The sequence below is a fragment of the Paenibacillus tianjinensis genome, from assembly GCF_017086365.1.
Classification (GTDB): Bacteria; Bacillota; Bacilli; order Paenibacillales; family Paenibacillaceae; genus Paenibacillus_AQ; species Paenibacillus_AQ tianjinensis.
Genome location: NZ_CP070969.1, coordinates 2,683,727 through 2,709,638 on the forward strand (window position 1 = coordinate 2,683,727; position 25,912 = coordinate 2,709,638).

General features: G+C 47.8%; 29 protein-coding genes. 22 read left to right on the forward strand and 7 right to left on the reverse strand.

Translation table 11 applies throughout. The features are described from left to right. Window positions 1–52: 52 nt before the first annotated feature. The 4 genes from JRJ22_RS11805 (at window position 53) to JRJ22_RS11820 (ending at window position 2,006) form a co-directional block, all read left to right on the forward strand. Entirely contained in the window at window positions 53–499 is a 447-nt protein-coding gene (locus JRJ22_RS11805) for a hypothetical protein (RefSeq protein WP_206104620.1), read from the forward strand. 1 nt (window position 500) lies between these two features. After that, entirely contained in the window at window positions 501–740 is a 240-nt protein-coding gene (locus JRJ22_RS11810) for a helix-turn-helix transcriptional regulator (RefSeq protein ID WP_206104621.1), read from the forward strand. A 3-nt stretch (window positions 741–743) separates the two neighbouring features. Then, the gene (locus JRJ22_RS11815; RefSeq protein ID WP_206104622.1) at window positions 744–1,445 is read left to right on the forward strand and encodes a DUF4386 domain-containing protein; all 702 of its coding nucleotides are present in this window, start codon (window positions 744–746) and stop codon (window positions 1,443–1,445) included. 102 nt (window positions 1,446–1,547) lie between these two features. Further along, window positions 1,548–2,006: a hypothetical protein gene (locus tag JRJ22_RS11820; RefSeq protein ID WP_206104623.1), complete on the forward strand. Its 459-nt coding sequence runs from the start codon at window positions 1,548–1,550 to the stop codon at window positions 2,004–2,006. A gap of 127 nt (window positions 2,007–2,133) precedes the next feature. On the opposite strand, the gene JRJ22_RS11825 is transcribed toward JRJ22_RS11820, so the two are convergent. Both JRJ22_RS11825 and JRJ22_RS11830 read right to left on the reverse strand, forming a co-directional pair. Continuing rightward, window positions 2,134–2,895 (reverse strand): DUF975 family protein, encoded by a 762-nt coding sequence (locus JRJ22_RS11825; protein ID WP_206104624.1) that lies wholly within the window; start codon window positions 2,893–2,895, stop codon window positions 2,134–2,136. A gap of 187 nt (window positions 2,896–3,082) precedes the next feature. Next, window positions 3,083–3,460, reverse strand: a complete 378-nt coding sequence (locus tag JRJ22_RS11830; RefSeq protein ID WP_206104625.1) for a PilZ domain-containing protein — start codon at window positions 3,458–3,460, stop codon at window positions 3,083–3,085. 298 nt (window positions 3,461–3,758) lie between these two features. On the opposite strand from JRJ22_RS11830, the gene JRJ22_RS11835 reads away from it, so the two are divergent. From JRJ22_RS11835 to JRJ22_RS11855, 5 genes are read left to right on the forward strand one after another with little or no spacing between them, the layout of a single operon-like run. Continuing rightward, complete coding sequence (locus JRJ22_RS11835; protein ID WP_206105102.1) at window positions 3,759–4,343, forward strand: TetR/AcrR family transcriptional regulator; 585 nt, start codon at window positions 3,759–3,761, stop codon at window positions 4,341–4,343. 20 nt (window positions 4,344–4,363) lie between these two features. Continuing rightward, a complete protein-coding gene (locus JRJ22_RS11840) occupies window positions 4,364–5,185 on the forward strand; it encodes a substrate-binding periplasmic protein (protein ID WP_206104626.1) in 822 nt (273 codons plus the stop codon). A 43-nt stretch (window positions 5,186–5,228) separates the two neighbouring features. Then, window positions 5,229–5,873, forward strand: a complete 645-nt coding sequence (locus tag JRJ22_RS11845; RefSeq protein ID WP_206104627.1) for an amino acid ABC transporter permease — start codon at window positions 5,229–5,231, stop codon at window positions 5,871–5,873. A gap of 19 nt (window positions 5,874–5,892) precedes the next feature. Continuing rightward, the gene (locus JRJ22_RS11850) at window positions 5,893–6,639 is read left to right on the forward strand and encodes an amino acid ABC transporter ATP-binding protein (RefSeq protein WP_206104628.1); all 747 of its coding nucleotides are present in this window, start codon (window positions 5,893–5,895) and stop codon (window positions 6,637–6,639) included. 17 nt (window positions 6,640–6,656) lie between these two features. Then, window positions 6,657–7,091, forward strand: a complete 435-nt coding sequence (locus JRJ22_RS11855) for an OsmC family protein (RefSeq protein WP_054940383.1) — start codon at window positions 6,657–6,659, stop codon at window positions 7,089–7,091. 385 nt (window positions 7,092–7,476) lie between these two features. On the opposite strand, the gene JRJ22_RS11860 is transcribed toward JRJ22_RS11855, so the two are convergent. Together JRJ22_RS11860 and JRJ22_RS11865 are read right to left on the reverse strand one after the other, a co-directional pair. Beyond that, on the reverse strand, window positions 7,477–11,328 hold the full coding sequence (locus JRJ22_RS11860; protein ID WP_206104629.1) for an endo-1,4-beta-xylanase: 3,852 nt from the start codon (window positions 11,326–11,328) through the stop codon (window positions 7,477–7,479). Window positions 11,329–12,202: 874 nt separating this feature from the next. After that, a complete protein-coding gene (locus tag JRJ22_RS11865; RefSeq protein ID WP_206104630.1) occupies window positions 12,203–13,096 on the reverse strand; it encodes a sulfurtransferase in 894 nt (297 codons plus the stop codon). A 168-nt stretch (window positions 13,097–13,264) separates the two neighbouring features. On the opposite strand from JRJ22_RS11865, the gene JRJ22_RS11870 reads away from it, so the two are divergent. After that, window positions 13,265–14,260 (forward strand): phosphotransferase, encoded by a 996-nt coding sequence (locus tag JRJ22_RS11870; protein ID WP_206104631.1) that lies wholly within the window; start codon window positions 13,265–13,267, stop codon window positions 14,258–14,260. A gap of 10 nt (window positions 14,261–14,270) precedes the next feature. On the opposite strand, the gene JRJ22_RS11875 is transcribed toward JRJ22_RS11870, so the two are convergent. After that, complete coding sequence (locus JRJ22_RS11875; RefSeq protein WP_206104632.1) at window positions 14,271–15,659, reverse strand: cryptochrome/photolyase family protein; 1,389 nt, start codon at window positions 15,657–15,659, stop codon at window positions 14,271–14,273. 396 nt (window positions 15,660–16,055) lie between these two features. Here JRJ22_RS11875 and JRJ22_RS11880 point away from each other — a divergent pair, with 396 nt between their 5' ends. From JRJ22_RS11880 to JRJ22_RS11900, 5 genes are read left to right on the forward strand one after another with little or no spacing between them, the layout of a single operon-like run. Next, on the forward strand, window positions 16,056–17,027 hold the full coding sequence (locus JRJ22_RS11880) for an ABC transporter ATP-binding protein (RefSeq protein WP_206104633.1): 972 nt from the start codon (window positions 16,056–16,058) through the stop codon (window positions 17,025–17,027). Next, window positions 17,020–17,769 (forward strand): DUF2705 family protein, encoded by a 750-nt coding sequence (locus JRJ22_RS11885; protein WP_206104634.1) that lies wholly within the window; start codon window positions 17,020–17,022, stop codon window positions 17,767–17,769. Before JRJ22_RS11880 ends, JRJ22_RS11885 begins: the two co-directional genes overlap by 8 nt. Beyond that, window positions 17,769–18,143 (forward strand): GntR family transcriptional regulator, encoded by a 375-nt coding sequence (locus tag JRJ22_RS11890; RefSeq protein ID WP_206104635.1) that lies wholly within the window; start codon window positions 17,769–17,771, stop codon window positions 18,141–18,143. The genes JRJ22_RS11885 and JRJ22_RS11890 overlap by 1 nt, the downstream gene beginning before the upstream one ends. A gap of 12 nt (window positions 18,144–18,155) precedes the next feature. Continuing rightward, entirely contained in the window at window positions 18,156–18,857 is a 702-nt protein-coding gene (locus JRJ22_RS11895; protein ID WP_206104636.1) for an ABC transporter ATP-binding protein, read from the forward strand. Then, window positions 18,851–19,582 (forward strand): hypothetical protein, encoded by a 732-nt coding sequence (locus JRJ22_RS11900; RefSeq protein ID WP_206104637.1) that lies wholly within the window; start codon window positions 18,851–18,853, stop codon window positions 19,580–19,582. Before JRJ22_RS11895 ends, JRJ22_RS11900 begins: the two co-directional genes overlap by 7 nt. A 122-nt stretch (window positions 19,583–19,704) precedes the next feature. Here the strand turns inward: JRJ22_RS11900 and JRJ22_RS11905 are convergent, their stop codons facing one another. Further along, the gene (locus tag JRJ22_RS11905) at window positions 19,705–20,079 is read right to left on the reverse strand and encodes a PilZ domain-containing protein (protein WP_054940399.1); all 375 of its coding nucleotides are present in this window, start codon (window positions 20,077–20,079) and stop codon (window positions 19,705–19,707) included. A gap of 123 nt (window positions 20,080–20,202) precedes the next feature. Here JRJ22_RS11905 and JRJ22_RS11910 point away from each other — a divergent pair, with 123 nt between their 5' ends. Beyond that, window positions 20,203–20,808 carry a pentapeptide repeat-containing protein gene (locus JRJ22_RS11910; protein ID WP_206104638.1) on the forward strand — a complete coding sequence of 202 codons (606 nt, stop codon included), beginning with the start codon at window positions 20,203–20,205 and terminating at the stop codon, window positions 20,806–20,808. A gap of 61 nt (window positions 20,809–20,869) precedes the next feature. Here the strand turns inward: JRJ22_RS11910 and JRJ22_RS11915 are convergent, their stop codons facing one another. After that, window positions 20,870–21,154, reverse strand: coding sequence for a hypothetical protein (locus JRJ22_RS11915; RefSeq protein ID WP_206104639.1), 285 nt, complete (start codon window positions 21,152–21,154; stop codon window positions 20,870–20,872). Between the two features lie 208 nt (window positions 21,155–21,362). On the opposite strand from JRJ22_RS11915, the gene JRJ22_RS11920 reads away from it, so the two are divergent. The 6 genes from JRJ22_RS11920 (at window position 21,363) to JRJ22_RS11945 (ending at window position 25,862) form a co-directional block, all read left to right on the forward strand. Further along, complete coding sequence (locus JRJ22_RS11920; RefSeq protein WP_206104640.1) at window positions 21,363–22,994, forward strand: sensor domain-containing diguanylate cyclase; 1,632 nt, start codon at window positions 21,363–21,365, stop codon at window positions 22,992–22,994. Window positions 22,995–23,395: 401 nt separating this feature from the next. Continuing rightward, the gene (locus JRJ22_RS11925) at window positions 23,396–24,196 is read left to right on the forward strand and encodes a glucosaminidase domain-containing protein (protein WP_206104641.1); all 801 of its coding nucleotides are present in this window, start codon (window positions 23,396–23,398) and stop codon (window positions 24,194–24,196) included. Between the two features lies 1 nt (window position 24,197). Then, a complete protein-coding gene (locus JRJ22_RS11930; protein WP_206104642.1) occupies window positions 24,198–24,479 on the forward strand; it encodes a holin in 282 nt (93 codons plus the stop codon). Between the two features lie 119 nt (window positions 24,480–24,598). After that, a complete protein-coding gene (locus JRJ22_RS11935; protein WP_206104643.1) occupies window positions 24,599–25,021 on the forward strand; it encodes a hypothetical protein in 423 nt (140 codons plus the stop codon). Between the two features lie 136 nt (window positions 25,022–25,157). Then, window positions 25,158–25,292 carry a sporulation protein YjcZ gene (locus JRJ22_RS11940; RefSeq protein WP_197071804.1) on the forward strand — a complete coding sequence of 45 codons (135 nt, stop codon included), beginning with the start codon at window positions 25,158–25,160 and terminating at the stop codon, window positions 25,290–25,292. Window positions 25,293–25,409: 117 nt separating this feature from the next. Further along, window positions 25,410–25,862: a GNAT family N-acetyltransferase gene (locus tag JRJ22_RS11945; protein ID WP_206104644.1), complete on the forward strand. Its 453-nt coding sequence runs from the start codon at window positions 25,410–25,412 to the stop codon at window positions 25,860–25,862. Window positions 25,863–25,912 lie beyond the last annotated feature (50 nt).

The following is a 25,912-nucleotide window of genomic DNA, read 5'->3' on the forward strand; positions in this document are numbered from 1 at the left end:
ACATTGTGTATAACAAACTTAACTTTTTAATATTCTGTAGGAGGAGTACAGCATGACTTATCAGGAAAAAAAGAGCATCGTATCGATCATTAGCGCTATTCTCATTTTCGTATCTTTTAGCGCGTACAAGGTTGTGCAGTATCCAGCGGAAGGAATGAAGCAGACTGAGATGTTTCACTACTGGGGCTCTTTTGTCCTCGTACTGACTTTGGTTTCTATCATTGCGCATATCGTGATCAGTATCATTTTCAATATTGTTTTTCGGATCACGACCGGGGAGAAGGAGCCGAATTTCGCGGATGAATTGGATAAACAGATCGAACTGAAATCGCACCGAAACGGCTTCTTCATCTTTATTCTCGGTTTCCTTCTTGCCATGGGATCACTTGTCATCGAACAGCCTGTGCAGGTGATGTTTGTCATCCTGATTGTCTCGGGATTCATATCCGATGTCGCGGGCTCCGTAACGAAGCTATATCACTACAGGAGAGGAGTCTAAAATGAGTAAAAATCTTGTTGGCAATCATATCCGCAAATTAAGATTCGAATACAACGAAATGACGCAGCAGCAATTGGCTGACAAGGTGGGTGTAACCCGGCAAACCATCGTGGCTCTGGAAAAGGGCAATTATTCGCCTTCACTCGAGCTGGCTTTTCGCATCGCTCAGGCATTCAGCTTGCATTTGGAAGAGGTATTTTTTTATGGGGAACAAACTCGTAAAGAAGAAGATGGAGGTTAAAACATGAAATCAGCCAAATCAGCCGGGAAAGTCGTAGGATTACTGTTTATCCTTGCAGCGGTATCATCGATTGTTGCGCTTATCCTTTACAGTCCGATCCTCCAAGATACCGGTTACCTGAATGAGGGTGCTGCACACGCGAACCAGGTGATCCTGGGAGCATTGATGGAATTGATTCTTGTTGTTTCGGCGGTCGGGACGTCGGTTACCATGTTCCCATTCTTGCGCAGGTACAATGAAAGCATCGCGCTTGCCCATGTTCTCTTTCGGTTCATGGAAGCAGTAGTCATTACTGTTGGCATCGTCAGCATATTGTCCCTGTTAACCTTAAGCCGGGATTATGTAGCTGCAGCCGCCCCGGATCCCGGAGCGTACCTGGCGTCCGGCACTGTATTGCACGCCGTTCATGACTGGACCTTCATGCTTGGGCCTAACTTCATGCTGGGGATTAATACATTGCTGTATAGTTATATCTTCTATCATACTAAGCTTGTTCCCCGGTTTATTTCGATCTTGGGAATGACAGGTGGGGTCTCCGTTTTCCTTGCTTCATTGTTGGAAATGTTCGGCGTATTCTCTCAGCTTTCAGTCTGGGGCGCCTTATTGTCACTTCCTGTAGCGGCGAATGAGATGATTTTAGCGGTATATCTTATTGTCAAAGGATTTAATGAATCTGCGGTTGCACGTTTATCCGCGGCGAAATGATGTCCGGGAATAGCTATCGGTACGATTGCAGATTTGCACCAATGTCTATATCGTTTTATACTTGTAGCTTACAGAATCGTATAACAGGGAGGAACGGTAACTATGGTGAAAAGTGGAAAATACATGCTTGCGGGTGCGCTTCTGACAGGGGTAGGCGTCTCTTTGATGGCCTACACAGCTAGCCGCTATACTTCTTTTAAAAGAATCGTAGCAAATACCATCCGTTTGGATGACATCGCCTCTCTAGAAATCACCCGATTGTCTTCAGTTCCCGGTGAGAAAAATGATGTCATTATTACTGATCCTGCGGTCATTAAGAGGATTTTTGATGAATTTTCTCATGTTCAGTTAATGAAATCGGCCCGTAATGTAAACTCTGACAATAAATTCAACTACTATATAACGATCGTGCAGGCTGACCGCAAGCAACGATTTGATATTATTTTAAAGGGAAGACAGCATATGATCATCTATGATAATGATCTGAATAATCCTCACTTGAATGCATATAAAATCATAAGTCCTTATTATCCGCAAGTGCTGGAACAGGTTTTTGACTGATTAGTGTTGACATAACCTGCTCTCGAGTATACGAACAAGTTTTAATCGTTATTACTACAGCATAAAGAGCCTGCAGCTTGTGCAGGCTCTTTATGCTGGTTCTCCGAATTATTAATAGCAGGTAGGATTAAAAATAAGGTGTCGGTGTTAGCCGAAGTTCATATTCTGTTGTCATTTTATATGTAAGTGCAGTATGGCGTAATTCTAAGTAAAGCTCTGCCTTCGTGGCATTGATGTAGGGCTGGACGAATAAGACGCCGATGCCGAGTGCCAGCAGACCAAGCAGAATCCATCCAATAAAGCTCAGATCAAGCACAAACATGCGGAACTTATGTCCCTTTGTCATTTGGTTGCTTAATTCTACTGCACGGTTATATCCGATATTCGGATTGTCTGCAAGGATGTAAGGTACCTGACTGTACGCGTAGGACTTAACTATTCCTGGAATGATCAGTAACAGGAACCATAAGAAATTCAAAAAACCTCTCCAAATCATTGTCAGAACTATAGCCCAATACCGTTCCTTATGAAACGCATAGCCGATATTGCCCATACGGACTTCACCCTCGGCAGCCTGTTTGAAGTAACGCAATGAACCTACTGTGAGAGGAGAACCGATCAGAATATAAAATGCAATTCCAAGTACTGCGATTATGCTAACAATGAAAAATACGATAATAAGGAAGGGGCCTAAAAATCCCCAATCCAAGTCATGAACCGAGTTGGACCATTCTGAACGAATGGATGAGGAGCCTATTCTTTCATTCAAGCTTGGGATCCCCGAGCATTCTCCAAGTAAAACCAGTATTAAACTCACTACAAAAGCCTTCCAGTACGAAGTGCGGAGCACATCCTTTGCCCTTCGCTTTATTTCTTTACGATCCCACATTGAAACCTCTCCCTTTGTTTGCATTTTGTTCTTTGACTTACAATAGATACCATAGATTATGCCAAAAAGAAACAATTAATTGCCAACGAATAAATAAACCCGCGTGGGATGCGGGCTCTTCAAGACGATTTAACACTAGCTCCGTTACTCACGTGGCAGTAAGTGGAGGGTTGTGGAGAAGTATTTCTCAACGAACCAATATTTTACCTTCACCAGCCAGTGTGCGCAGCATTTTTGGAAGGCGATCCTTGTCAGCTTCAGGAATGTCCAATTGAATGCCGTAGTGAAAGGTGTCAGATTCCTCCCTATACCATTTCAATGTTCCTTCTAAGTACATAGATTCTGAAGAGAGGGCCATATCCATGCCTATACGTACCAGGTTAGCATCCGGGTTAATGTTCAAAGGAATCGCTAATCGGCATCCCGAACGGCTAATGTCATATAGTTGGGCACTTACAGGCTTGCGTGGGACGGGGATTCCGTTAATGGCAAGAATATGTAGATCAAATGTAGCAGGTTCTTTTAGAGTGTAGCGAAAAGGTTCAGTTCTGCGGTTACTATTCATATGCTCCTCCATACTTTTCCATGTGTATTTAAAATTTATCGACACGGAAGCAGGTTTAGTGAAGAGCTATATTCCCGGTAGTACCAAATATAAGTCGTCATACTGCTGGGCGGCTGGTTGCTTCTAGCTAATTCCAGAAAAATATGCCCTCCTTGAAGAAATATCAAGAATCTATTGACAATAACATAGTTATCCTATAGGATTTAAAAAAGACAACTGACTGACGAATCAATCGGGAGGGGGAGATGGATTGCCTATAGATGAAAACAATGGAAACATAGACCGCAGAGCTCAGCTGATGCAGATTGCTCTGGAGAAGTTTGCCAGGCTGGGATACCATCAGACGAAAATATCGGACATCGTTCAGGAAGCGGGTGTAGCGCAAGGAACCTTTTACTGGCACTTTAAGAGCAAGGAAGCCATTGCGCTGGAGATTATCGAAACGGGCAAGGAACAGCTGCTGCAAGTGATCGCTCAAGGTTATCGTCAAGATCCGGGAGATATAGCGGATATGGTAAAAGCTTCAGAAGCACTGTTCCACCGGTTATTCAATTTCGCCGCAGAGAACCGCCATCTTATGGAGATCCTCCTGATGGGAAATGGAGCCGATCAAACGATAAGGAAGCGTATTTCAGCTACCCGGAATGCGATGGAGCAAGCTTTTCGCCGCAATATTGAAAGAGCGATAGAGCTGCAAATGCTGCCGGAGGGTATAGAGGTTGAGCTTCGCGCTGCTCTGTTGATGAGTATGTGTGACGGCTTGCTCTCACGCTGGTTATTTGGCTCCGAAGACATTCATTCTAAGGTTGCGGAGGCTTCGGCACAGCAATTAGCGAGTGAATTGGCCAATTTCGAATTTTACGGATTGTTGGGAAAAATATAGATAAAGGGAGAGAAACAATAATGATAAAACGTAAATTTACTATGGTTACAATAACAGCACTGGCAGTGTTCGGTCTGGTTCTAAGCGCTTGCGGAGGGAAATCAGACTCGGGAACTACGGCTGCGAATGAACTGGAACAAATTAAAAAAGCGGGTGTGATCAAGGTCGGTACCATGGGAACCTATCCGCCGTATACCTTTTTGAATGACAAGAAAGAAGTAGACGGTTTTGACCCTGATATCGCCAAGGAAATTGCCAAACGCCTTGGAGTGACAGCAGAATTCACGACTCAAGATTTCTCCGGGCTGATCCCAAGTCTGCAAGCGGAGAAATTCGACATCGTGATTAGCCAGGTTACGATTACTGATGAACGTAAGAAGCAAATTGATTTCACGGATTCTTACATTACGAACAATGTCAAAATCATCGTCAATACTAAAAACACAGATATCACGAAGCTGGAAGACTTCAAAGGGAAAACGATTGGGGTGGGGCTCGGAACGAACGATGAAACCTACCTGCGTACCGAAGTGCTGCCAAAAGTAGGTGATTTCACGATCAAGACGTATGATGATGTCATTACCTCACTGAAGGATCTGGATGCAGGACGGATTGATGCGACCATTAATAATCTGTATGCCCTGAAGCCGATTGTGGATGAGAATGGCTTTCAGATTAAAGCGGTGGGCGAACCGATCAAATCCGATATGGCGGGTGTAGCTCTTCGCAAGGATAATGCAGAGCTTCGGGATGCCATGAATAAAGCCTTGGCAGATATGAAGGCAGACGGCACATACGATACTCTTTTCCAGAAATGGTTCAATGAGACACCTGCAAAATAAATGTTGGAGCGTGCGTCCTATGGCGGGAAGGGGGTAGTATTTAATGCAACTCGTATTCGACAATCTGCCCTTCTTGCTGAAGGGCGCCGGATACACTTTACTGTTGACGATTGTCTCTATGTTGTTCGGTCTGATCATCGGACTCGTGGTGGCAATCGCCCGTCTCAAAGGGAATCCGCCGATTCGGTGGATTGCCCGTTTCTATGTATCAATCATCCGCGGGACACCGCTCCTTGTACAGATTGTTATCATCTATTATGGCCTTGTAGATTATGGTGTTACGCTTGGTTCCCTGACAGCAGCCTATATTGCACTCAGTATAAATGCCGGAGCATACTTGTCTGAGACGTTCCGTGGAGCCATTTTGTCGGTTCCGAAGGGACAACTGGAGGCTGCTTATTCAACCGGAATGACGCCATGGCAGGCGATGCGCAGAATTGTGCTGCCCCAGGCCATGCGTATTGCCATTCCACCTATGGGAAATACGTTCATTGGTATGCTGAAGGAGACCTCACTCGTTTCAGTAATCACGGTCAGCGAACTCCTGCGTCAAGCACAGCTCCTCATTGCCCAGTATTATCAATATATGCCTTTTTATCTGGGGATCGGTGTGATGTATTGGATTATGAGTACAGGGCTGGCCTTCATCCTGGAACGGTTCGAACGCAGATTGGCCAAAGCTTATTGAACATGGAGATGACATTAACATGATAACGACTACAGGCTTATCGAAGCATTTTCAGGATCAAGAAGTGCTGAAGGGCATTAATATACAGGTGGCAGCACAGGATATTGTCGTTGTCCTGGGACCGAGCGGCTCAGGCAAAAGCACATTACTTCGCTGCTTAAATGGTTTGGAGGATATCTCAGGCGGCAGCTTTGAAGTAAATGGGATTGTGGTAGATTCCGCTGCCTCCAGACGTTTGCGTCAGCAGGCCACCCGGAATATCCGTAAGCAGAGCGGGATGGTGTTCCAGCAGTTTAACCTATATCCGCACAAAACAGCGCTCGGTAATGTGATTGAAGGACTGATCACTGTGAAGAAGCTGCCGAAAGAGCAGGCTGTAGCTATAGGCCGGAAGCTTCTGGACCGCGTTGGACTGGCCGAGCGTGAAGAATATTATCCTTCTCGGCTCTCCGGCGGGCAACAACAAAGAGTGGCGATTGCCCGTTCGCTGGCGATGGAACCTGCAGTAATGTTATTCGATGAACCCACTTCTGCGCTCGATCCTGAGCTTGTGGGTGAGGTGCTGAGCGTAATGCGTGAGCTGGCTCAGGAGGGAATGACAATGCTGGTCGTGTCACATGAGATGAAGTTTGCCCGTGAAGTGGCGACCAAAATCATTTTAATGGCAGATGGTAATATTATCGAAGAAGCGGCTCCGCAGCGGTTTTTTGAAGATCCCCAAGAGGAACGGACGCGCAGATTCTTGCGTCAAATCAACGAAATTTAAGGAAGAAGGTAACTGTAATGAAAGTATCGACCATTTGGAAAGGTAAACGGATGTTTGATTCAACAGGTCCTTCCGGCTATTCCGTGGGGATGGATGCAACTCCTAAATACGGTGGTAACGGCGAGGGCATGACTCCGATGGAATTGCTGCTAGCGGGGTTGGGAGGCTGCATGGGCATCGATATCACCATGATTTTGGACCGGTTCCTGCCAGAAATCACACGACTCGAAATTGAAGCAGATGGAACCCGCAAGGAAGCGAATCCTTCCGGATTTACAGCGATCGATCTGTTTTTTCATATTGATGGGAATGTCCCCGATTACCGGCTCTGGAAAGCCATCCTGATGGCTGAGGAGAAATACTGTGCCGTCTCGGATTCGCTTAAGGCAGAGATTCACCCCCATCTAATCCTCAATGGAGTAGAGGTAGAGAAACCAGAGAAAACAAGCTAAGGCTAGGATTGGACTGAGCCAGGAGAGCGTTTCAAAGTTTCCGTTAGGCGCAGATGAAGCCGGACCATCGGTTGTCTTTCTTACTGAGAAAGTAGAGGCGAATCAAGGCGTTTTTGATGGAAAGGATTATCTGGAGGGTTTTAAGAGGTTGATAGAATAGGGTATCCGTATGAATTCGAAGACATCACTAAGGTTAATGTCGTTGGAAAAAAGTTGTGCCTGTTGAAAGGGTCCGTTGATTATGGAAATGCTGTTGTAACTATACAAGAGTTATATAGCACGATGATTGATGAGTATGCATTCAACTTTATTGTTTCATATACAAAATGAAGCCTTCCTCTCCGCGGCAATGGGGAGGAAGGCTTCTTTGTTGCGATGTTTGAATTTACATTAATTTAAACAATCCGTAAATGATAACTGCTGCTTGAGCACGCGTTGCGTTGCTGGCAGGGGCAAATGTCCCATCCACCATGCCGCTCACAATCCCGGATTGTTGCAATGCTTTAATTGCTTCTTCTGCATAGACCGAAATGCTAGAATCATCGGCAAACTTGATTTCATTAACGGTATTTTGCAGCTTGACATTTGCCTTCGCTGCGGCTCGATACAGCATAACGGCCATTTCCTGCCTGCTGATTGCATCGTTGATGCCGTAAGATCCGTCCGCTTTTCCGTTGACGATACCGAGCTGTTGGGCTGAAGCAATTGCTTGATAATACCAGGTGCCTTCCTTCACATCTGTAAAGGTGCTGTTTGTCTTATCGCTGTTCAGATCAAGCGCATTCATCAGCATTTGGATGAACTCGGCTCTGGTAACCTGATTGTTCGGCGCGAAAGCTCCAGTTTCAACTCCTGCAACAATACCTCGCGCTTCGAGAGCTTGGATGCTTTCCACCGCCCAAGGCACATTGTTCACGTCTTTGAATGCGGAAGCATTGGTCTTGGCAACGTATTTGCTGAAGTGCTTCGGAGTAAATTCGACTTTGCCCGTCGCTGTGTTGTACTTCCCGTTTTTGACGATTTCCAGCTTGCCGTTATCATCGATGTTATAGACGATGACATTGTTTGGATTTTCACCCGGCTTCAGGGTGTAACCCATGCTGACTTTAACGTCATTTCCGGTGAATTTCGAAATTTTCGTGCCGTTGATGCTTAAGTTGAAATTGTAGACGGTATTTCCGGCTACTTGGCTCCTTGCCGCGTCGGACAGCGACGCCGGGTCTACGACGGCCACGGACAATTGAACGTTGCCGGTACCGCTCGCGTCGTTGTGCTTCAGCAATTTCGGATCGATTGTAACAGTTGCCAAACCAGTGTCGATGGCGATCGATTGGATCTGATCCGAAAGTGCTTGAACTTGATCTGCCGGCAATTTGACTTGAACTTCTTTAACGCCGGCAGCGGGTTGTACTTGAATCGTCACGGATTTGTCTGTTGATTGACTGACTGCTTGATGGAAATCACTCGAACTGATGGTTACGGAAGCTGTACCGTTGCTGTCCGGCTGAGCCTTTGTAGTGATATGATTTTTATCAATTGTGATGTTAGATCCCTGCGTCGTAGTCGTAGTCGTAGTCGTAGTCGTAGTCGTAGTCGTAGTCGTAGGCGTCGGGGTCGGCGTTGGTGTAGGCGTAGGTGTAGGCGTAGGCGTCGCAGCTTTGACTGTTACAACGCTTGTTGCTGTAAACCCGCCATCAACAGTCGTTGCGGTAATCGTTGCAGTTCCTGCTTTGACAGGAGTAACAACGCCATTGTTGTCCACAGTCGCAACGCTCGAGTCGCTGGAGCTCCACGTCACAGCTTTGTTCGAAGCGTTGTTCGGTAGAACTGTTGCCATCAATGTTGCAGCGGTGCCCCCTGCTGTGAGCGATAAGGTCGATTGGTCTAGCGTAACCCCGGTTACCGATGTCGTAGTCGGAGTTGGTGCGGCCGCAAGTTCCAACGTGCCAATCTGGAATAGATCCTGATAAGCCGTCCCGCTAGCGTCGTTCCAAGCGTACGCGCCAATGCGCGCACCGTTCATCGCTTCGTTCACCTGAGTGTCAAAGCCGATATGAGTGCCAATCGCGGGCGAAATTTGGATAAACGGAATCTTCATCTCGACATTGTAGGAGTACGTATCCTCGTTGACTGTCGTCGCAGAGGTCATCTTCGTTGCAATACCTTGATTATCCGTCATGCCTGCGTCTACCGTTGCAAAGCCGTCATACCGAACGCGGTAATGTCCGGAAGCGTTTGAATACATGGCGCTGGAGCCGTTGGTCAGGTCAACAACCACTTCGACTGAATCCTGTTCCCAAGGGTTTGCGTTCCCCTTGTCCAACGGTTCGGATGGATCTTTGGTCACCTGTGCGAGTACGTACAGGTTCGCGTTGTCCCACAACATGCGAGCGGTAGCGGCCGGCATGTGCGCATCCGCCTTCGTGTTGCCTGCTTGCGTTACATTGATATTGATAGGCGTTGTCGAATTCCAAATGTCGTCTATATTGCCGTCGATGTTCGGCGTTCCCTTCGCGGCTGTTGAGGTTTTGCCCCCGGCAGGCTTTGTCGGAGCGTGGTAATTCGCAAGGTAATTAGCCGGGTCAATCACGGCGTAAAACGCGTCTTTCGGGTACAGGTTGCCGTCGAACAGCAACGGGCTGCCTTCAGACAACCAGCTGTTGGTGTCTGTCAACCCCCAGATGGAGATGCGCTGCACCGTGTCCCTGAAGTTGGGATCGGTATAAACCTGCATCAACCGCGCGTACTGTGCGGCTTGGGCTTTTACCTGCTCGGTTGTCTGCTGTTTGTTCGTTCCTGCGGAGATGTCCAGCTCGCTGATTGAAACTTTGACGCCGATATTCTTGAACATCTGTATCGTCTTTCTCTGATTATTAGGGTTGGTGCCGAGGCCGTTATGCTCTTGCAAGCCGACGCCCTGTATGAGCTGCTTGCCAGGGTGATCCAAGGCCCAACGGTCATTAATGTCTTTCACCATGTCGCGAACTGCTGCGGCCTTATTCTGGTCATCCATGCTATAGTCGTTGTAGTACAACAGGACGTTGTAATTCGGCTCCGCCGCACGGGCGTACTTGAACGCCTGTTCGACGTAGTTCGCGTCCGTCGCCTTCAGCCACGGGGTGGATTTCAGGTAGCTGTGCCAGTCTGTCGGACTAAGAGAGCTGTCACGGACGGTGCCACTCATCGCTTCGTTAACGACGTCCCATGAGATGATGTTCTGCGTGCTCGCGTTGAACTTGTCGTCAAAATGCGTGAGCACCGCGTTAATGTACGCGTTCATGTTCGCATACGCCCCATCCGCGGTCAGACCTGGGTTGGATGGAGTCGAGTCGGAGCTGGAGATCTTATCGTTGTTCAGCCATGGAATCGATTGCCCTTCCCAGACGAGCGTATGCCCATGTACTTTTAGGCCATTGTCGATCGCGCTCTGAAGCTCCTTGTCCGCTTCGTCAAAGCTCAGATCCGCGACGTTATGCGTAGAGGCGCTGGTGCCGATCAGCGAAGCTGGCTTCATCGCGTTCTCAGGCGTCACAACGCCGAACTGGGCTTTCAGGACGGGCATGATTGAGTCTTGCATGTAATATGGGCCGATGATGTTGCCCATCAAATAATCCGGGTACGTATCCTTAATGCTTGGCAAGGTGAGTACATCCGGGTTAATCGTTGGTGTTGGTGCAGCACCAATATTATTTACAGTAGTTAATGTAGCCGCTCCGCTTGATGTAAAGAGACCAACCGTTTGGTCGTCAAAGTTGGCTGTGTAAACAACAGTGCCACTCGCGTCTTTAATAACAAAGTTATCGATGTAGTAAGTTATATTCTTGGCATCCGTATTTCCGCTATCACCTTTTTTAACATACTGGATATTGGAGCCACTTGTGTCTGTATAAGTATACATTGCTGAATAGGAATTCCAAGCTGGGCTTGCCGCGCTTAAAGCTCCTGAGTCTTTAATCCAGTTGTAGCCGCTAGTTTGTAGAACAATGCCTGCCACATCTTGGTCAGGGGTGTATAAATCATATGAGAAGGTGTAGGTTGTACCGGCAATGAGATTTAAGCCGCTTGCTCCTGTAGGTATTTGCACGCCATCCCACTGTTTCCCGCCTGTAGTTTGAACCTTTAAGACATAATTTCCGTCCGTACTTGCCGCACTTGCCTTTTGCGCGATCCCAAACTGCGGCAAAAACAATGCAACCGCAAGCACTAACATCAAAATCTGCTTAATCCGTTTGTTCATCGTGTTACTTCCCCTCCCAAAATAAATATTATAGAGCCTCCCGGCATTCGCCGAGGCTTGCGGCACAAGGGTTTTCTTGTACCACCACCCTGTCGATAAATTTGGCAATCCAATTAAAGCGTTTACATTTTTATCGGAATATGTCCTCCTTTCGAGAATTTCAATTCAATGATACTGCAGATGAAAGCGGTTTACAGTACACAAATTTAAGAAGGAACCACTATATTTTATAGCTCAACTTTCGGTGCAACCAAGCCAGGTGGTGGAGTATAGCAGGTGGAAATTCTGTTTGGAAAGGCTAAAGATAAGCCACCAATAGCGAGTCTTGGATGGTTGGAAGCCATTTCAGACATTAAGCATAGACAGCCAGAAAGTAGGCCTGAAAGTGATTGAGCCTCGAAAAAGAAAGCCGGGGAGGTCGACTTTTTCGAAAGTACGGAAGTCAATATTTATCCGTGCGTTAAAGGCGAGCATGGATGAGCTCTTCAGGGGTCGCAGAGCCAGGCATGCTTTACAATGAATTCATCGCAACTTGGGAGAACCTGTCCGGTCTCTCGGCGGAGATTATGACAAACGACCGAACACAAGTTACGAAAGCAGCATATGAGGAGAATCTGGAATCAAACATCACGGACTTGGCAGTACGGCTATTGTTGAACCCATTCGCACTCGTGGTACGGTTCACCTCGATTAATCCAAAACGACAGCTATGATGGTTGACTTGTTGTTGAATCCTCTCACATAAGTTTAATGCGTTGACTTCTAATGAAAACTTGTTTTTTGAACCATCCAATGGTACACAATCAATGAATATTAAAATAGACCAGAACTCTCCAATGAGAAATTCTGGCCTTCTGTTGGACTTAGCCTACTGTTATAGGTTTATCGGCTTTTCTTCGTCTCCGGTTGCTATGGGGTTGTACCCGTAACTAATCCAGTCACTCCAGCTCCCCGCATACAGCCGCACCTTCTTATACCCGGCCTTCTCCAAGGCCAGTACATTCGGGCAGGCAGTCACGCCGGAGCCGCAGTAGACGATGATCTCACGGTCTTTGTCAAGTCCTGCGAAGTGTGCTTCAAGTTCCTCTGCACTCTTATAGCTGCCGTCTGCATGTTGTGTATCTTTCCAGAAGTAATTGACCGCACCGGGAATATGTCCGGCTTTCTTATCCAAGGTCTCATTCATGCCCTGGTAGCGGTCATTCGCACGTGAGTCGATCAATACGATCCTAGTAGATGGGGAAGAGGAAGCGTCACCCCCAACATTAGCCGTCTTCTCCGATACCTGCCGAACCTCTTCAACATCTGCCAGCATTTGCGGCTGCACATTCGGCACAAATGAACTTGGCACCCGCACTGGCTGATGATTTGTGACTGGGAATTTCTCCGCTTTCCACTGGCTGAAGCCACCCTCCAAGATGAATACCTGCTCATGCCCCAGGTAGCGCAGCAGCCACCACAGCCTTGCAGCATTCATACCGCTCTCATCATCGTAAGCCACGATGCGTGAATCGTTTCCGATTCCGAGCTTCGAGAGACGTGCCGCAAGCACCTGCGGATCGGGAAGCGGATGTCGCCCGCCGTGTTCACCCACAGGGCTGGACAGATCCATCTCTAAATCGAGATATACTGCACCGGGGATATGCTCCTGTTCGTAGCTCTCCCGGCCAGCATCAGGTTTACCGAGTGTAAACCGGCAGTCTATTATAGTTTGTTCCGGCTCATAGAGTCTGGCGAGCAGCCAGCGTTTAGAGACAGTAGCGTCCATTGGAATCCCATCCTTTATCCTGTGATGTGTACTTGGCATTATTATAACGGAAATGAAGAGGGGGTGCATGTCCGACCTTAAATCCGCTTTCAGAGATTTGACACAGCCAGACTCTGATTTTACAATTGCCTTTGAGCTGATAGATCAATGAGAGAGAGGCTTAAGCCTGTGGAAACTATAGTAAGTAAGGCCTGGCCGGAATGGGCCGGGACACTGCGGAGACGGAGCGGGGGCTGGAATAACACCACCTATTTTGTGGAAAATCAGACAAAACGCGCAGTCCTCCGTGTATATGATACGCATAAGGACAAAGCGAAGATTGAATATGAGCACGCCGTGCTCCAGCAGCTGGGGAGCCAAAGCCTGCCTTTTCAAGTACCTGTACCCGTAGCTGCAACAAATGGTGAAACTATGATTCAGATTGGAGAGAGTGGGAAATTCGCCTGCTTGTTCCGGTATATCGACGGAGATACACCTAACGAGGAAGCCTCAGGATATGCCGAATCCTTCGGGGTGGCTGCAGGCGTTCTTTCGGCTGTGCTGGCTGATATCAATCCCCGACTTACTCCGGTGTACCGGCCTTATTATGAGCTGCGGACATCCTATCCGCTGTGCAATACAGAGGTCATCCGCGAGCTGTGTCTTCATCCGCCGGAACCATTTAGGGAATTAGGTGTGGAACTGGAAATGCTATACAAGGCTTATGAGAACATTACAGATTCGCTACATGAGCTCTCGGGACTGCCGCATCAATTGGTACATGGTGACTTGAATGCTTCTAATCTTCTGGTCCAGTCAACCAATCCTAGTGAGGTAGCTGCTCTGCTTGATTTTGAATTCTGCACCTATGATCTGCGGGTGATAGAGCCTGCTGTTATACTGTCCGGACTGCTGGGACATGCGGAGGACAAGTCGATGATCCGCAGGTTTTGCCGAGGATTCAGACGTATTGTCCGGCTCTCACCGGCCGAGATCAGCGCGATTCCAGTACTGATGCTGCTGCGGAAGATTGATGTTTTCCTTCATTTTGTCACCCGTTTCCTTGAAGGTACCGATGAATCCGGTGTGCTTCATGAACAGATCAGGCTACTGTCAGCAGATTTAATTCAGCTGTCAGACGGAACAGCGGAAATCATGGCCATTCTGCGCGAAGAGCAGGAATGAGCCGGGAAGGCTATAACTCATTCCCATTGGCCGGTTTCACCGAAGCTCCTTTGCTGTTCAGGATCTCTTTATAGATCTCAATGGCTAGTGCTCTTGAACTCTTAAGATGGACGATGGCATCCGGTCTGGGCAGATGGATGAGTTTATCCGGCAAATCTGCCAGCTCCGGCAGCCATGTCCGGATGTAGCTTCCGCTTGGATCATGAGTTTGGGATTGGGTTACCGGATTCATAATCCTGAAATAAGGCGAGGCATCGAAACCGAGAGAAGAGCTCCAGAGCCAGCCGCCCCGGTTCAGCACATTGTCATAATCACTTAGCTTCAGCCTGAAGTAACGCTCCCCATAAATAAACGGACAGCCAAGATTTTTGGTCAGGAACATGGCGGTAATCATCCGCAGACGGTTAGGCATCCAGCCGGTTTCGTTCAGTTGGGTCATAGCGGCATCGATTACCGGAATACCTGTCCTTGCCATAGACCAAGCCTCAAAGTACTTCGTTCCCAGACGACCCAGATCATAAACCTTCTCATAGCTGAAAAAATCAGCATCCATGCGGGCCTGATATAAGTAGAAATCCCGCCAGGCCAGCTGCCTCAGCCATTCTTCAAATCCTCCTTCTTCTTGTGTCAAGCGGCTGTAAACCGTACGTGCTGAAATTGCCCCTGTATTGAGATGGCGGCTGATCCGGCTGGTGCTCTCCAGAGCATAGCGGTCACGGCTTATTTGATAATCCTGCAAATTCAGATTTAGAAAATGCTCAAGCGAACGGCCTGCATCTATCTTCTGTCCTGCAAGGTCTGGCTGATCTAATTGCAGTTTAACCTCTTCCGGAACCATAAAATCCTGGGCAATCCGTTCGTCCAGTGCTGATGTTTCCAGATCAGCCAAGGCTGATGAATAAGGCGGCCGAAACCGCTCGGTGAGGTAGCTGCGCCAGCGGCGGTAGAACGGGGTGAATACCTTGAAGGGCTCACGGCGTCCGCTCCACTCCATGAAATCGTCCAGATCGCAGAGCATACTGTCATGATAGAGAGTGAGAGGAATGCCCAATTCTTCCGACGTGTTACGCAGGCTTTGATCTCTATGTATTGCATAGGGGGTGTAATCGGCATGAATCATTAATTCCTGAACCGGATAGGCTTCACTCAGTCTCCTGACAATGGTATCAGGCTCACCGTAAAGAATGTGTAGCTGCTTCCCCTGAAAGGCATAGGCCTGCTGCAGGCTGGATACGTGAGCTAGGAAGTTAGTCCCGCTATGCTCCAGATAGCGCTGTTTGCGCAGCAGGAAGGGCTCCAGGATAAGCACATGCAGGCTGCGGGAACCGGCAGCACGGATGGCATCAAAGGCCGGAAGATCGGTAGTCCGCAGATCCTTGCGGTGAATGAAAAGAATCATTTATCAGGATTTCCTTTCCGTTATGAATTGAAATGTTTATTACCAGCACTTGTCTATAATACGATGGATGATGAAGTTTTGGCGATATGCAGTTCATGCTTATGTAACTGGAAATCAACATTACATAAGAAAAGAGAGTATGCCGGCAGCAGTTGAGGCTAAGGCATACTCTCTTTTTTGGGGCTTTCAATGCCGTCCAGAATATTGTACGTGTTACGGATGCCGAGATTTCCGGTGTACGTTCTGCGTCCTCCCCAATAATTTGGTTGGGAGACTACTGTGGTGAAAAATAATAAAATCCATATCTTTACAACATGATTATCTTAGTGTACTATGTAACTAACACACCGATACAGAAAACCTGAACCTTAATTTACTCGATATAGGGAGGATACCATGGAGCGGACAACAGTTAGCCAAGAACATGCCGGAGCCCACAGTGACCCGGTAGTGCTGCAGATGAAGGGCGTCAGCAAAATAATCAAAGGAAAGGCCATCGTGAATCAGCTGTCTTTTGAGATTCGCAAAGGGGAGATTGTGGGGCTGCTTGGTCCAAACGGGGCGGGTAAGACCACTACAATCCGCATGATGACTGGCCTGATTAAGATGACCGAAGGGGATGTGCTTATTCACGGCCACAGCATCCGCAATGAGTTCAACAAAGCGATTGCCCATATCGGTGCGATTATCGAGAATCCGGAATTTTATGGACATTTGACAGGTTTGGATAATCTGAAGCAATATCTGCGGATGTGTGACGGGGTTGCTGAATCCCGGATCCGAGAGGTAGTAGAGCTGGTGGGGCTGCAAGGAGCGATGGATAAGAAGGTAAAAGCGTATTCGCTCGGCATGCGCCAGCGGCTCGGTATCGCCCAGGCGCTGCTGCATTCCCCGAAGCTGCTCATTCTGGATGAGCCGACCAATGGCCTCGATCCCGCAGGGATCCGGGAAATGCGTGAATATATGCGGAACATCGCAGAGGTGGAGGGGATCTCCATCTTAATCTCCAGCCACATGCTGGCCGAGATCGAGCAGATCTGCAACCGGGCAGTAGTCATCCAGAACGGTTCGCTGGTCACGGTAACCCAGCTTGGTGCAGAGGCAAAGACGGAAGGAGAGGTATCCCTTGCCGTCCGGGTGGATAAGGTTGAGGCAGCGCAGGCCGTAATCCAGGCAATGGATGGGGTGGAATGGACCCGTACTGACGAAATACAGAAGGAACTCCATATCCGCCTGATTGACCATAAGGTGCCGGAGCTTGTTGCTGCACTCAGCGCAGCTAAGGTCGGCGTATACCGGATAAATGAGAATAAACAAAGTCTCGAAGAAGATTTCCTGAAATGGACAGGAGGGAACCGCATTGCGTAAATTTAGTAACCTGGTCCTTAACGAGTGGCTGAAGCTGTTCAAGAAGCGCTCCTTTTTTGTACCCTATCTGATTCTTGTGTTCTTTCCGCTGGTGCTCGGGTATATTATTCATTCTGTATCACCGGAATCGTTCGCTTCCGCTAAGGAGTTTACGAAGCAAATGCTGCTGCCGACCGGAATGGGCCAGGTTATGGCTATTTTGGCCATCATCGGTACGGCAGGGATTGTAGCCAAGGAGCATAGTCAGGGTACAGTTAAATTCTTGCTCATCCGCGCCCGCAGCCGTACTGCAATCCTGGCATCTAAATATGTAACGGTGCTGCTGTATGCATTTAGCCTGACCCTGGTGGCAGCAGCAGCGATATTCCTCTCAGGAATGCTGTGGTTTAATACCGGTGGCGGAGACACAGGGGTAGCGGATATCCTGCAGTCTTTGCTGTACGGCTTTGTGTACACATTAGTCTATGTAACGCTTGTCTTTATGCTAGGTGTGCTAACCAACTCTACGGGAGTGACCATCGGGATCGCGATGTTTGCCGTAACTATGGATAAAATCGTGATTAACCGGGAGTTTTATAAGTATTTTTTGTTCCCTAACCTGGATTTGTCTGCGTACAGCAGCGGAAATAAACCCCCGTTGTCCGGAATGACCCTTGGATTCTCGATCACTATGCTTGCTGTGTATATTATTGTATTCCTCCTGGCCGGATTTACCGTCTTCAGACGAAGGGACGTTGCTTGATGACGATTGAATTTGACAACAACCAGCCGATTTATTTACAGATCATGAACTACCTCAAGGGTGAGATCATCACAGGCAAGCTGAAGCCCGGTGACAAAATCCCTTCGGTGCGCGAACTGGCGGCAGAACTGCAGATTAATCCAAACACGGTGCAAAGAACCTTTCAGGAACTGGAGCGTGAAGAGATTGTGGAGACGCGGCGCGGCATGGGCAGATATGTAACCGGGAAGGAAGATACGATTATGAACATCAAAAGAGAAATGGCCCAAGATATTCTCGACCGCTTCATCCGCGGAATGCAGGAGCTTGGCTTTGAGAGTGAAGAAATTGTAAAGGCTGTGGAGGAGAATATTGCAGCGAAAGACAGAAAGTAGGGGGATATAAGGGTGGACAGGATACTCAAGGTAGAGCAGGTTTCGAAAAAATACGGCTCCAAACAGGCGCTGCACAATGTCACTTTTGAACTCGGCGCCGGTAAAATTATTGGACTGCTTGGCAGCAACGGCAGCGGAAAAAGTACTCTGATGAAGCTGATTGCCGGACTCGCACAGCCGGGCTCCGGCAGTATTTCCGTGCTGGGAACTCCGGCAGGCGCCGAGAGCAAATCACTGGTCTCCTTCATGCCGGATCAGCCGCTGACGGAGGACTGGATGAAGGTGGGGGATGCGCTCAGGTTCATGGAGGATTTTTATCCTGATTTTGATCCGGCCAAAGCCCGCCGCATGCTTGAGTTTATGAAGCTGAACGAGAAGGATAAAGTACGGGCACTATCCAAAGGGATGAATGAACGCCTTCAGCTTACCCTGGCGCTCTCGCGTAAGGCCAGACTGTATTTGCTGGATGAGCCGATTGGCGGAGTGGACCCGGTTGCCCGGACGAAAATACTGAATGCTTTGATGGAATTTTATGAAGAGGACAGCACGATTCTGCTCTCCACCCATCTCGTGTCGGATATTGAACGGATCTTTGATGAGGTGATTTTTATTAAAGAAGGGGAACTCGTCTTGCATAGTGATGTAGAGGAACTGCGGCTGCAGCGGGGAAAAAGTATCGATGAGCTGTTCAGAGAGGTGTATGCGGAATGCTGAAGCTGATTCGTTATGATTTTAGACGCAGCCGTGACCGGATTCTCGCAGCATTTGTCATTATGATTCTAATTCATACCGGGATTTGGGTCTCCTCAGGCACAACGAGCAATGAGGTCATATCGGGGCATCTGCTTACTTATTTTTCGATAGGGGTCGTATTCCTCTTCATTACGGTGATTAATTATAACCGCAATCTGAAATCCTATACGCGCAGGCTGCTTCCTGTAAATACCGTGTATACCGTCCTGTCACCACTTCTTCAATTCTGGATGCTGCTGCTGACTCTTATGTTTATAGGACTGATCCACCTGGGGTTATATGTCCTGTTTTATTCAGCAGATTTCTTGCCGGGGAATTTCTGGACGGTTGCCTGGCGAAGCGCGCTGCAGTGTATATGGTCTGCCGGATTCGTCCTACTCATGATTATGTTTGCCTGTACTGTTGCGAGAAGTCTTAAGGTTAGAGGGAAGATATGGATCGGGATTGCTGTGCTGGTGGTGCTTCAAAACGGGGTGGCCTATCTGGAGCAGCTTCTGTTCAAAAGCTATTTTTTAGGCATCGATAACGCGTTCCGGTTCGAGGTACACAAAGCTTCCGATGTTCCCAGTGGACTGAAGCTGAACTACGTAGGATCTAATGTGTGGCCGGTTATATTTGAAGTAGCGATAGCAGGGTTATTAATCTATGCTACAACCGTACTTGTGAAAAGAAGAACAGATTTGTAGGCGGCGGGTTTCAAAATGACGAAAGCAGAGCTGTTCCGCAGCTTTGCTTTCGTTTTTGCGCAAAAAAAAGATTCCCGGGACGGGAGATCTCCTATACTTATAATTGCGGATACAACCGCCGCTTATTGAGCCTTGCGTGTATTTGTCCAAAGCTCTAGCTCGCGCAGCAGCAGTTCCTCTTCTTCTTCATTAAGGACAAGTCTAACCCCGTATTGGAACTGACCAATACCGAACATCCAGCCCCAGCGTACACTGCCTTCAAACTGCAGATTCACGTCTGTTAAGCGGAAATGTATAATCAGCTTCGTATCCCCTGAAGTAAAGCGGAGGTTCAGTGAAGTGCGTACTTTACAGCCGGAACGGCTAAGATCAAGCAGCACACCTTCTGTTAATTTCCCGGCTCCCGGTCCGGAATTACCCGCTGGAACTTCTAGCCAGCATTCGATCGGCTGGTTCATTACATATCGGAACGGTTCTTTTCTGCTGGAGTCGTCCATCGTTTACCTCCGCTAGTTTTTTTGCTATTATATCGAAATGACAGAATGAGAACAATCTACTAAAGTGCTATTTTAATAGAAAATATTTTATTTATTCAGTCAGCGAAATAAAGGAGCTCGATCATGTATCAATACGACAATGAAACCTTTCTAGATCATAATTTTGATTATGCAGCTTTGCAGGACGGTGAACTGAACGGCTGTACCTTTGAACGCTGCTCCTTTAAAGGGGCTTCAATGGAAGAAATGACCTCAACCGGCTGCCGGTTCGCAGATTGTGACTTTAGCGGGGCACAGCTGAATGCATCTATACATAAAGGAGCAGCATTTACCAACTGCAAGTTTACAGGGGCGAATCTGTTCGTGTCTAAATTCGAGGATTGCAAGATGGTGGGCTCTGATTTCTCGAACGCCGCGATGGACGGAATTACACTGGCTGGGGGAGACTGGTCATATACCAATCTCAGACATGTCAATCTGGCCCGGCAGGATCTGCGGGGGATCCGGTTCCTGGAAGCCGATATGCTGGGCTGCAATTTGCAGAAGTGTAATCTGCGGGGTGCTGATTTAAGCCGTGTACGGCTGACCCAGTGTAAGCTTGCGGGTGCGGATCTGCGCGATGCCAAGCTGGATGGAATCGATCTGAAAAGTCTGGATTTAAAAGGTGTGCGGATAGATGTGGAGCAGGCTGTGCTGCTGGCCCGTTCTTTAGGTGCAAAGGTAGACTAAGCGAAATGTAAAAGCAGCTCCGCTCTTTTAATGAAGAGAACGGAGCTGCTTTTTTATTGCCTTACAGTTTGTATAGAGAAGCCATGCAGTCAACAAACATTTTGTTATATTCGGAACGGGTAAGGTCATGAGTGGAGGCAATGTCGCGGCCGAGGAATTCAAACCACGTTATTTCTGTGCCATCTTTTTTGTAGACGAACTTCTCATGCCGGATGGAGAACGTATCATTCTCAAAAGAAGGAACCTGCTCATATTTGAGTTCAGTACCCAGTTTCTCGGATACAAGCGTCGCTAGAAGGATAAGCATTTTAAAGGGGTCATCATACATTTCAAATTGTTCTGTCATCAACGTCCACTCCTTAATTTGGCATGTGCTGCTGAGCAGAGTATACTATATCGTTCTAATGTAAGCACTATCATCTGGAGAAGTCAGTACAATTTTGATACAACATGTGAGCTTAATCAAGAAAGTACATATGGCATGCTTATCATTCAGATATATTTAACCGATATAAAAAAATATCGACTATTTTCGACAAGGGGAATGAATGTGTATGTCGTTTAACCTGCGGACTCTATTTTCCAGCGCCTTTGCCGTAATTATCATTCTGCTCACTGCACTGCTGATTTTTGTGATCGGCAGCCAGTCGACGAAATCAGTGGAGAAAAGTATTGGAGGTTCACTGGCGGAAGAAGCTTATCAAATGGCTGAGAAGCTGGACCACTTCATGTGGTCCCGTTCAGGGGAAGTGGAAGTGTTGAGTAAGCTGAATGCTTTTCAGCAGCCATATGACAATGCGGAAATCAGCGGTTTGCTGAATCAGCTGAAGAGCAGTCTGCCCGTATTCACATGGGTGGGTTTTCTCGATCCTGCCGGAAATGTACTTGCGTCAACGGATAATATTCTATTAGCTCAAAATATAAGTCAGAGACCCGTGTTTCAGGAAGGGATTAAAGGATTGTTTATTGGAGATGTGCATGATGCCGTTCTGTTGTCCAAGCTGTTGCCGAATCCGGGCGGTGAAGATTTGCAGTTCGTGGATGTCAGTGTCCCAATTTACAGTAAACAGGGGCAAGTCACTGGTGTGCTGGCGGCGCATCTCAGCTGGGAATGGTCACGTGAGGTGGAGAAGTCCATCCTCGCCCCGCTGAAAGATCGTATGACCGGTGTCGAGGTGCTGGTGATCAGCCAAAAAGATGACACAGTCCTGCTGGGACCGGACAGACTGGTCGGCCAAAAAATGACGGATGAAGCGCTCCGGAAAGCGCGGAATGGTGAAAACTCATGGACAGTGGAAAAGGAGAAGGGCAAAGATTCTTATCTGACCGGTTATGCTTACGGAGACGGGTATCTGAATTACCCGGGTTTGGGCTGGTCCGTAATTATCCGTCAGCCGGCAGAGATCGCCTTCGCTTCTGTCCATCAGCTTGAACGGTTCATCATCCTAAGCGGAATGGCGGCTGCTGTGATCTTCGGCATTCTTGGCTGGTTCCTTGCAGGCTGGATTGCACGCCCGCTAAATGCTATTACGTATACAGCTGATTTGCTCAGCTCCGGTACTGATGCAGAGATTCCATCCTCTTCGCTTATCAAAGATGTAGCTGTACTGTCAGCCTCCCTAAGGAATCTTGTAGGCAATCTGACTAAAACTGAAAGCAAGCTCAATTATATGTCTGATATGGCGCTGCATGATTCCCTCACCGGCTTGCCGAACCGGGCAGCGCTTGAAGAATTTTTGGCTCATGCTGTTAACAAGGCGCAGCAAACCCGGTCAACGCTAAGCTTTCTTTATTTAGATCTGGACGGATTCAAGAAAGTGAATGATACGTACGGGCATGCAGCCGGAGATGCCCTGCTGCAGCAAGTTGCCGTGCGGCTGCTGGACTGCACCCGCGAGCATGAGATTGTCGCCCGCATAGGGGGAGATGAGTTTGTCATCATCCTTCATACTTCAGCGGCAAGACCAATGTACGAAGCCGAAATCGTTGCAGCGCGGATTATCAGCAAAATTAATCTTCCGGTTATGATCGGAGGCCACAGTCTTCATGTCGGCTGCAGTGTCGGTGCAGCGGTGTGGACGCCAGATGGGGCGGATACCAGTGAAACGATGCGGCTTGCCGACGAGGCGCTGTATATTTCTAAACGCAGCGGCAAGAACCGCATTACATTTGAGGCTGCCAGCTAAGCAGCTGGAGGTACAAAAAATAGCTCTTTTGGAAGGGGACGCCTAAAAACGTCCTGCTGACCAAAAGAGCTTTTTTATGATTAAGGTAGGAAATGTTTTCAGCTTATGTATATCAATTAGTGCACTCTTTTACGTGGATTAGACCACCACTTGATCCAGAGCTTTCCTTCATCATCATGGAAGAACTTTATTCCTATCCACTTTAGAGGTGTCCAAACCTCTTTGAAATAATATGATGGCATAGTCTATTAGACCCTCCCGTATAGTTATTTTATACTATATTTTACGCCAAAATTTACTATTTAACAATACTAGATCCATAAAATTGAAATTATGTAGTAGGAATCAGCACAAGCCATCTAGCGGAATAAGCATTTAATGTAGAGAAAGGATGTGAAAGAATGACAAATGCCGAATTCATATCCAGAATCGTACCCTTTGCAATAGCGGATATGCAGCGCAGCCACATTGCCGCCTCGCTTACGATCGCACAAGCCGCACAGGAATCCGGATGGGGTAACAGTGGTCTGACGGTGAAAGCCAATAACCTTTTTGGAATAAAAGGAAGCGGTCCGGCAGGAAGCATTGCCATCCGGACAACCGAATATTTAAACGGTAAACCTTTTCTCGTGACTGCAGCATTTCGCGCATACCATGACTGGGGAGAATCTGTGGCTGACCATTCTGCAGTTCTCATCGGGGGGGTCTCCTGGAACCGCGGCCTCTACAGCAGGGTAATCGGCGTTGACGGACAAACAGCCGCCCGCGAGATTGCTGCAGCCGGGTATGCAACAGATCCGAATTACGCTGCCAAGCTGATCCGAATTATGGATTCCTATAATTTATACCAATTTGATGAAGTGAAGGAGGAGGAAGAGATGTCGGCTGAAGATAAACAGAAGCTTGCGAATCTGGAGACGGAAGTAAAGGAACTGCGTGTTCTTCTTGCCGGTCTTACGGTCAGCAGGGATACAATTAAAACCGGTGTTCAGGAGCAAGGCCAAGCGATAAAGAATGTAACAGAACGCCTTACCGCTATTGAGGGCCGCACTGTGATGAATGTTCCGGCTTGGGCAGAGCCCGCGGTCAACGCGGCTGTGGCTGCCGGGCTGCTGGATACACCTGCCGGCGGAAGCTATGACTTTTACCGTTTGCTCACGGTACTAAATAGGGCGGGCTTGCTGGTGACGGGGGGGAAATGAGATGGACAATGAGGCGCTTAATAATGTGCTTGCTTTCGCCTCGGTATTAGCGGTGTTTGTTATGGCGCTTGTGCAGCTGGTAAAGAACAGTGTGAACATTCCTCGTAATCTTGTTCCTGCCGTAGGGCTGGCAATCGGTTTATTTGTCGGCGCGGTCGCCTACCCTTTTACGGATATGACACTTGTTCTCCGCCTGTGGGCAGGCGGACTGGCCGGTTTGTCGGCCACTGGACTGTTTGAACTGGCCTTTAACAAAAGAGACGGATCGACCAAAGACAAATAACATGACATGAATTGCATGCTCATTATATTTATGCTTATGCCTGCTGGCGATCTGAACAAGCAATCTGCAAATGAGACCATACGATAAGGTATGCAGTAAAGGAAGGGGGTGCTTTATATATGGGAACTTATCTGGATGCCAGAACCTCACAGAATGCCAGCACAGCAAACTCCATTGCCATTCCGATTCTGGCGATCAATACTCCGCAATTGTTCGGGCAAATCGGTCTGATCACTTCAGGCATAACTACTAATCCACGCGTGTTGTTAAAAGGAACGATTTCCTTACAGCTTCCGCTTGCCCTGGTTGGGATTACTATCAGTATTGTCAGAGGTACGCTTCCTACTGATCCGGTTGTGTATTCCGCAACCTCTACTTTCAACCTTAGTCTTCTGGCGCCGCAGGTTATTGCATTTTCTGCTGCCGATTTTAACCCACCGGTTTTACCACAATTGACTTACACGGCATTCGTTACCTCTAATCTACTGGGTACGATCCGTGTCGGTCCGGAGAGCTTTGATGGAATTTTGGTTTCAGACTAATTGCAGCCTTACGTCTTGTCATGCCCTTAGCGGGTATGACAAGATGTTTAAGAGAAATTAAACCGCTTCGCCCAATCTGATTGGAACAATCGTACATATTCTATTCTGTAGTCATTATTTTGAAGGAGGTTATCTCATGGGTGCAGATTGCGGATACGGCGGTAATGTAGGCGGTGCTAATGTAGGTCCGGTTGGTCCTTGGACATCTACTGGTGCGATCCTGGTTCTTTATATCTTGCTTGTCATTATCTTGAGTGCCTGCTTTATCTAAGAGCGTAAGCAAAAGGCGCGTTTCCTGAAATTGTCAGGTTCGCGCCTTTTTTTGTTGGAAAAATTAGACTTCAGGTAAGTTATACTGGAGAGAGATGGATGAAACTAGGAGGAGTTTATGTATATTAGGAAACTGGCTGCCGGTGAACTGCCGCCGATGGACCTGTTGCTGTCAGCAGATCCATCACACTTAAAAGTAGAGGCCTATTTGAAAAGAGGTGAATGTTATGCAGCATTTGATGAAGAGGGAGCCGCCGGTGTTTACGTTTTGCTACCTACACGCCCTGATACTGCCGAATTGGTAAATGTTGCTGTCGCTGAGGTTCATCAGGGAAAAGGGCTCGGCAAACAACTTGTATTACATGCGATTCAATTAGCCGCTACACAAGGGTATAAAACGATTGAAGTTGGAACAGGAAATTCAAGCATCAGTCAACTGGCACTATATCAGAAATGCGGCTTCAGGATTGTGGGTGTGGAGCTGGATTATTTCACGAAGCATTACCCGGAAGTTATTTATGAGAATGGAATGATCTGCAGAGATATGCTGCGTTTGACCCGGGATCTTTAAAAGTGATAGCTACTCCGCAATCTGCCGAAAATTGGTTTATTGGTTTAAAT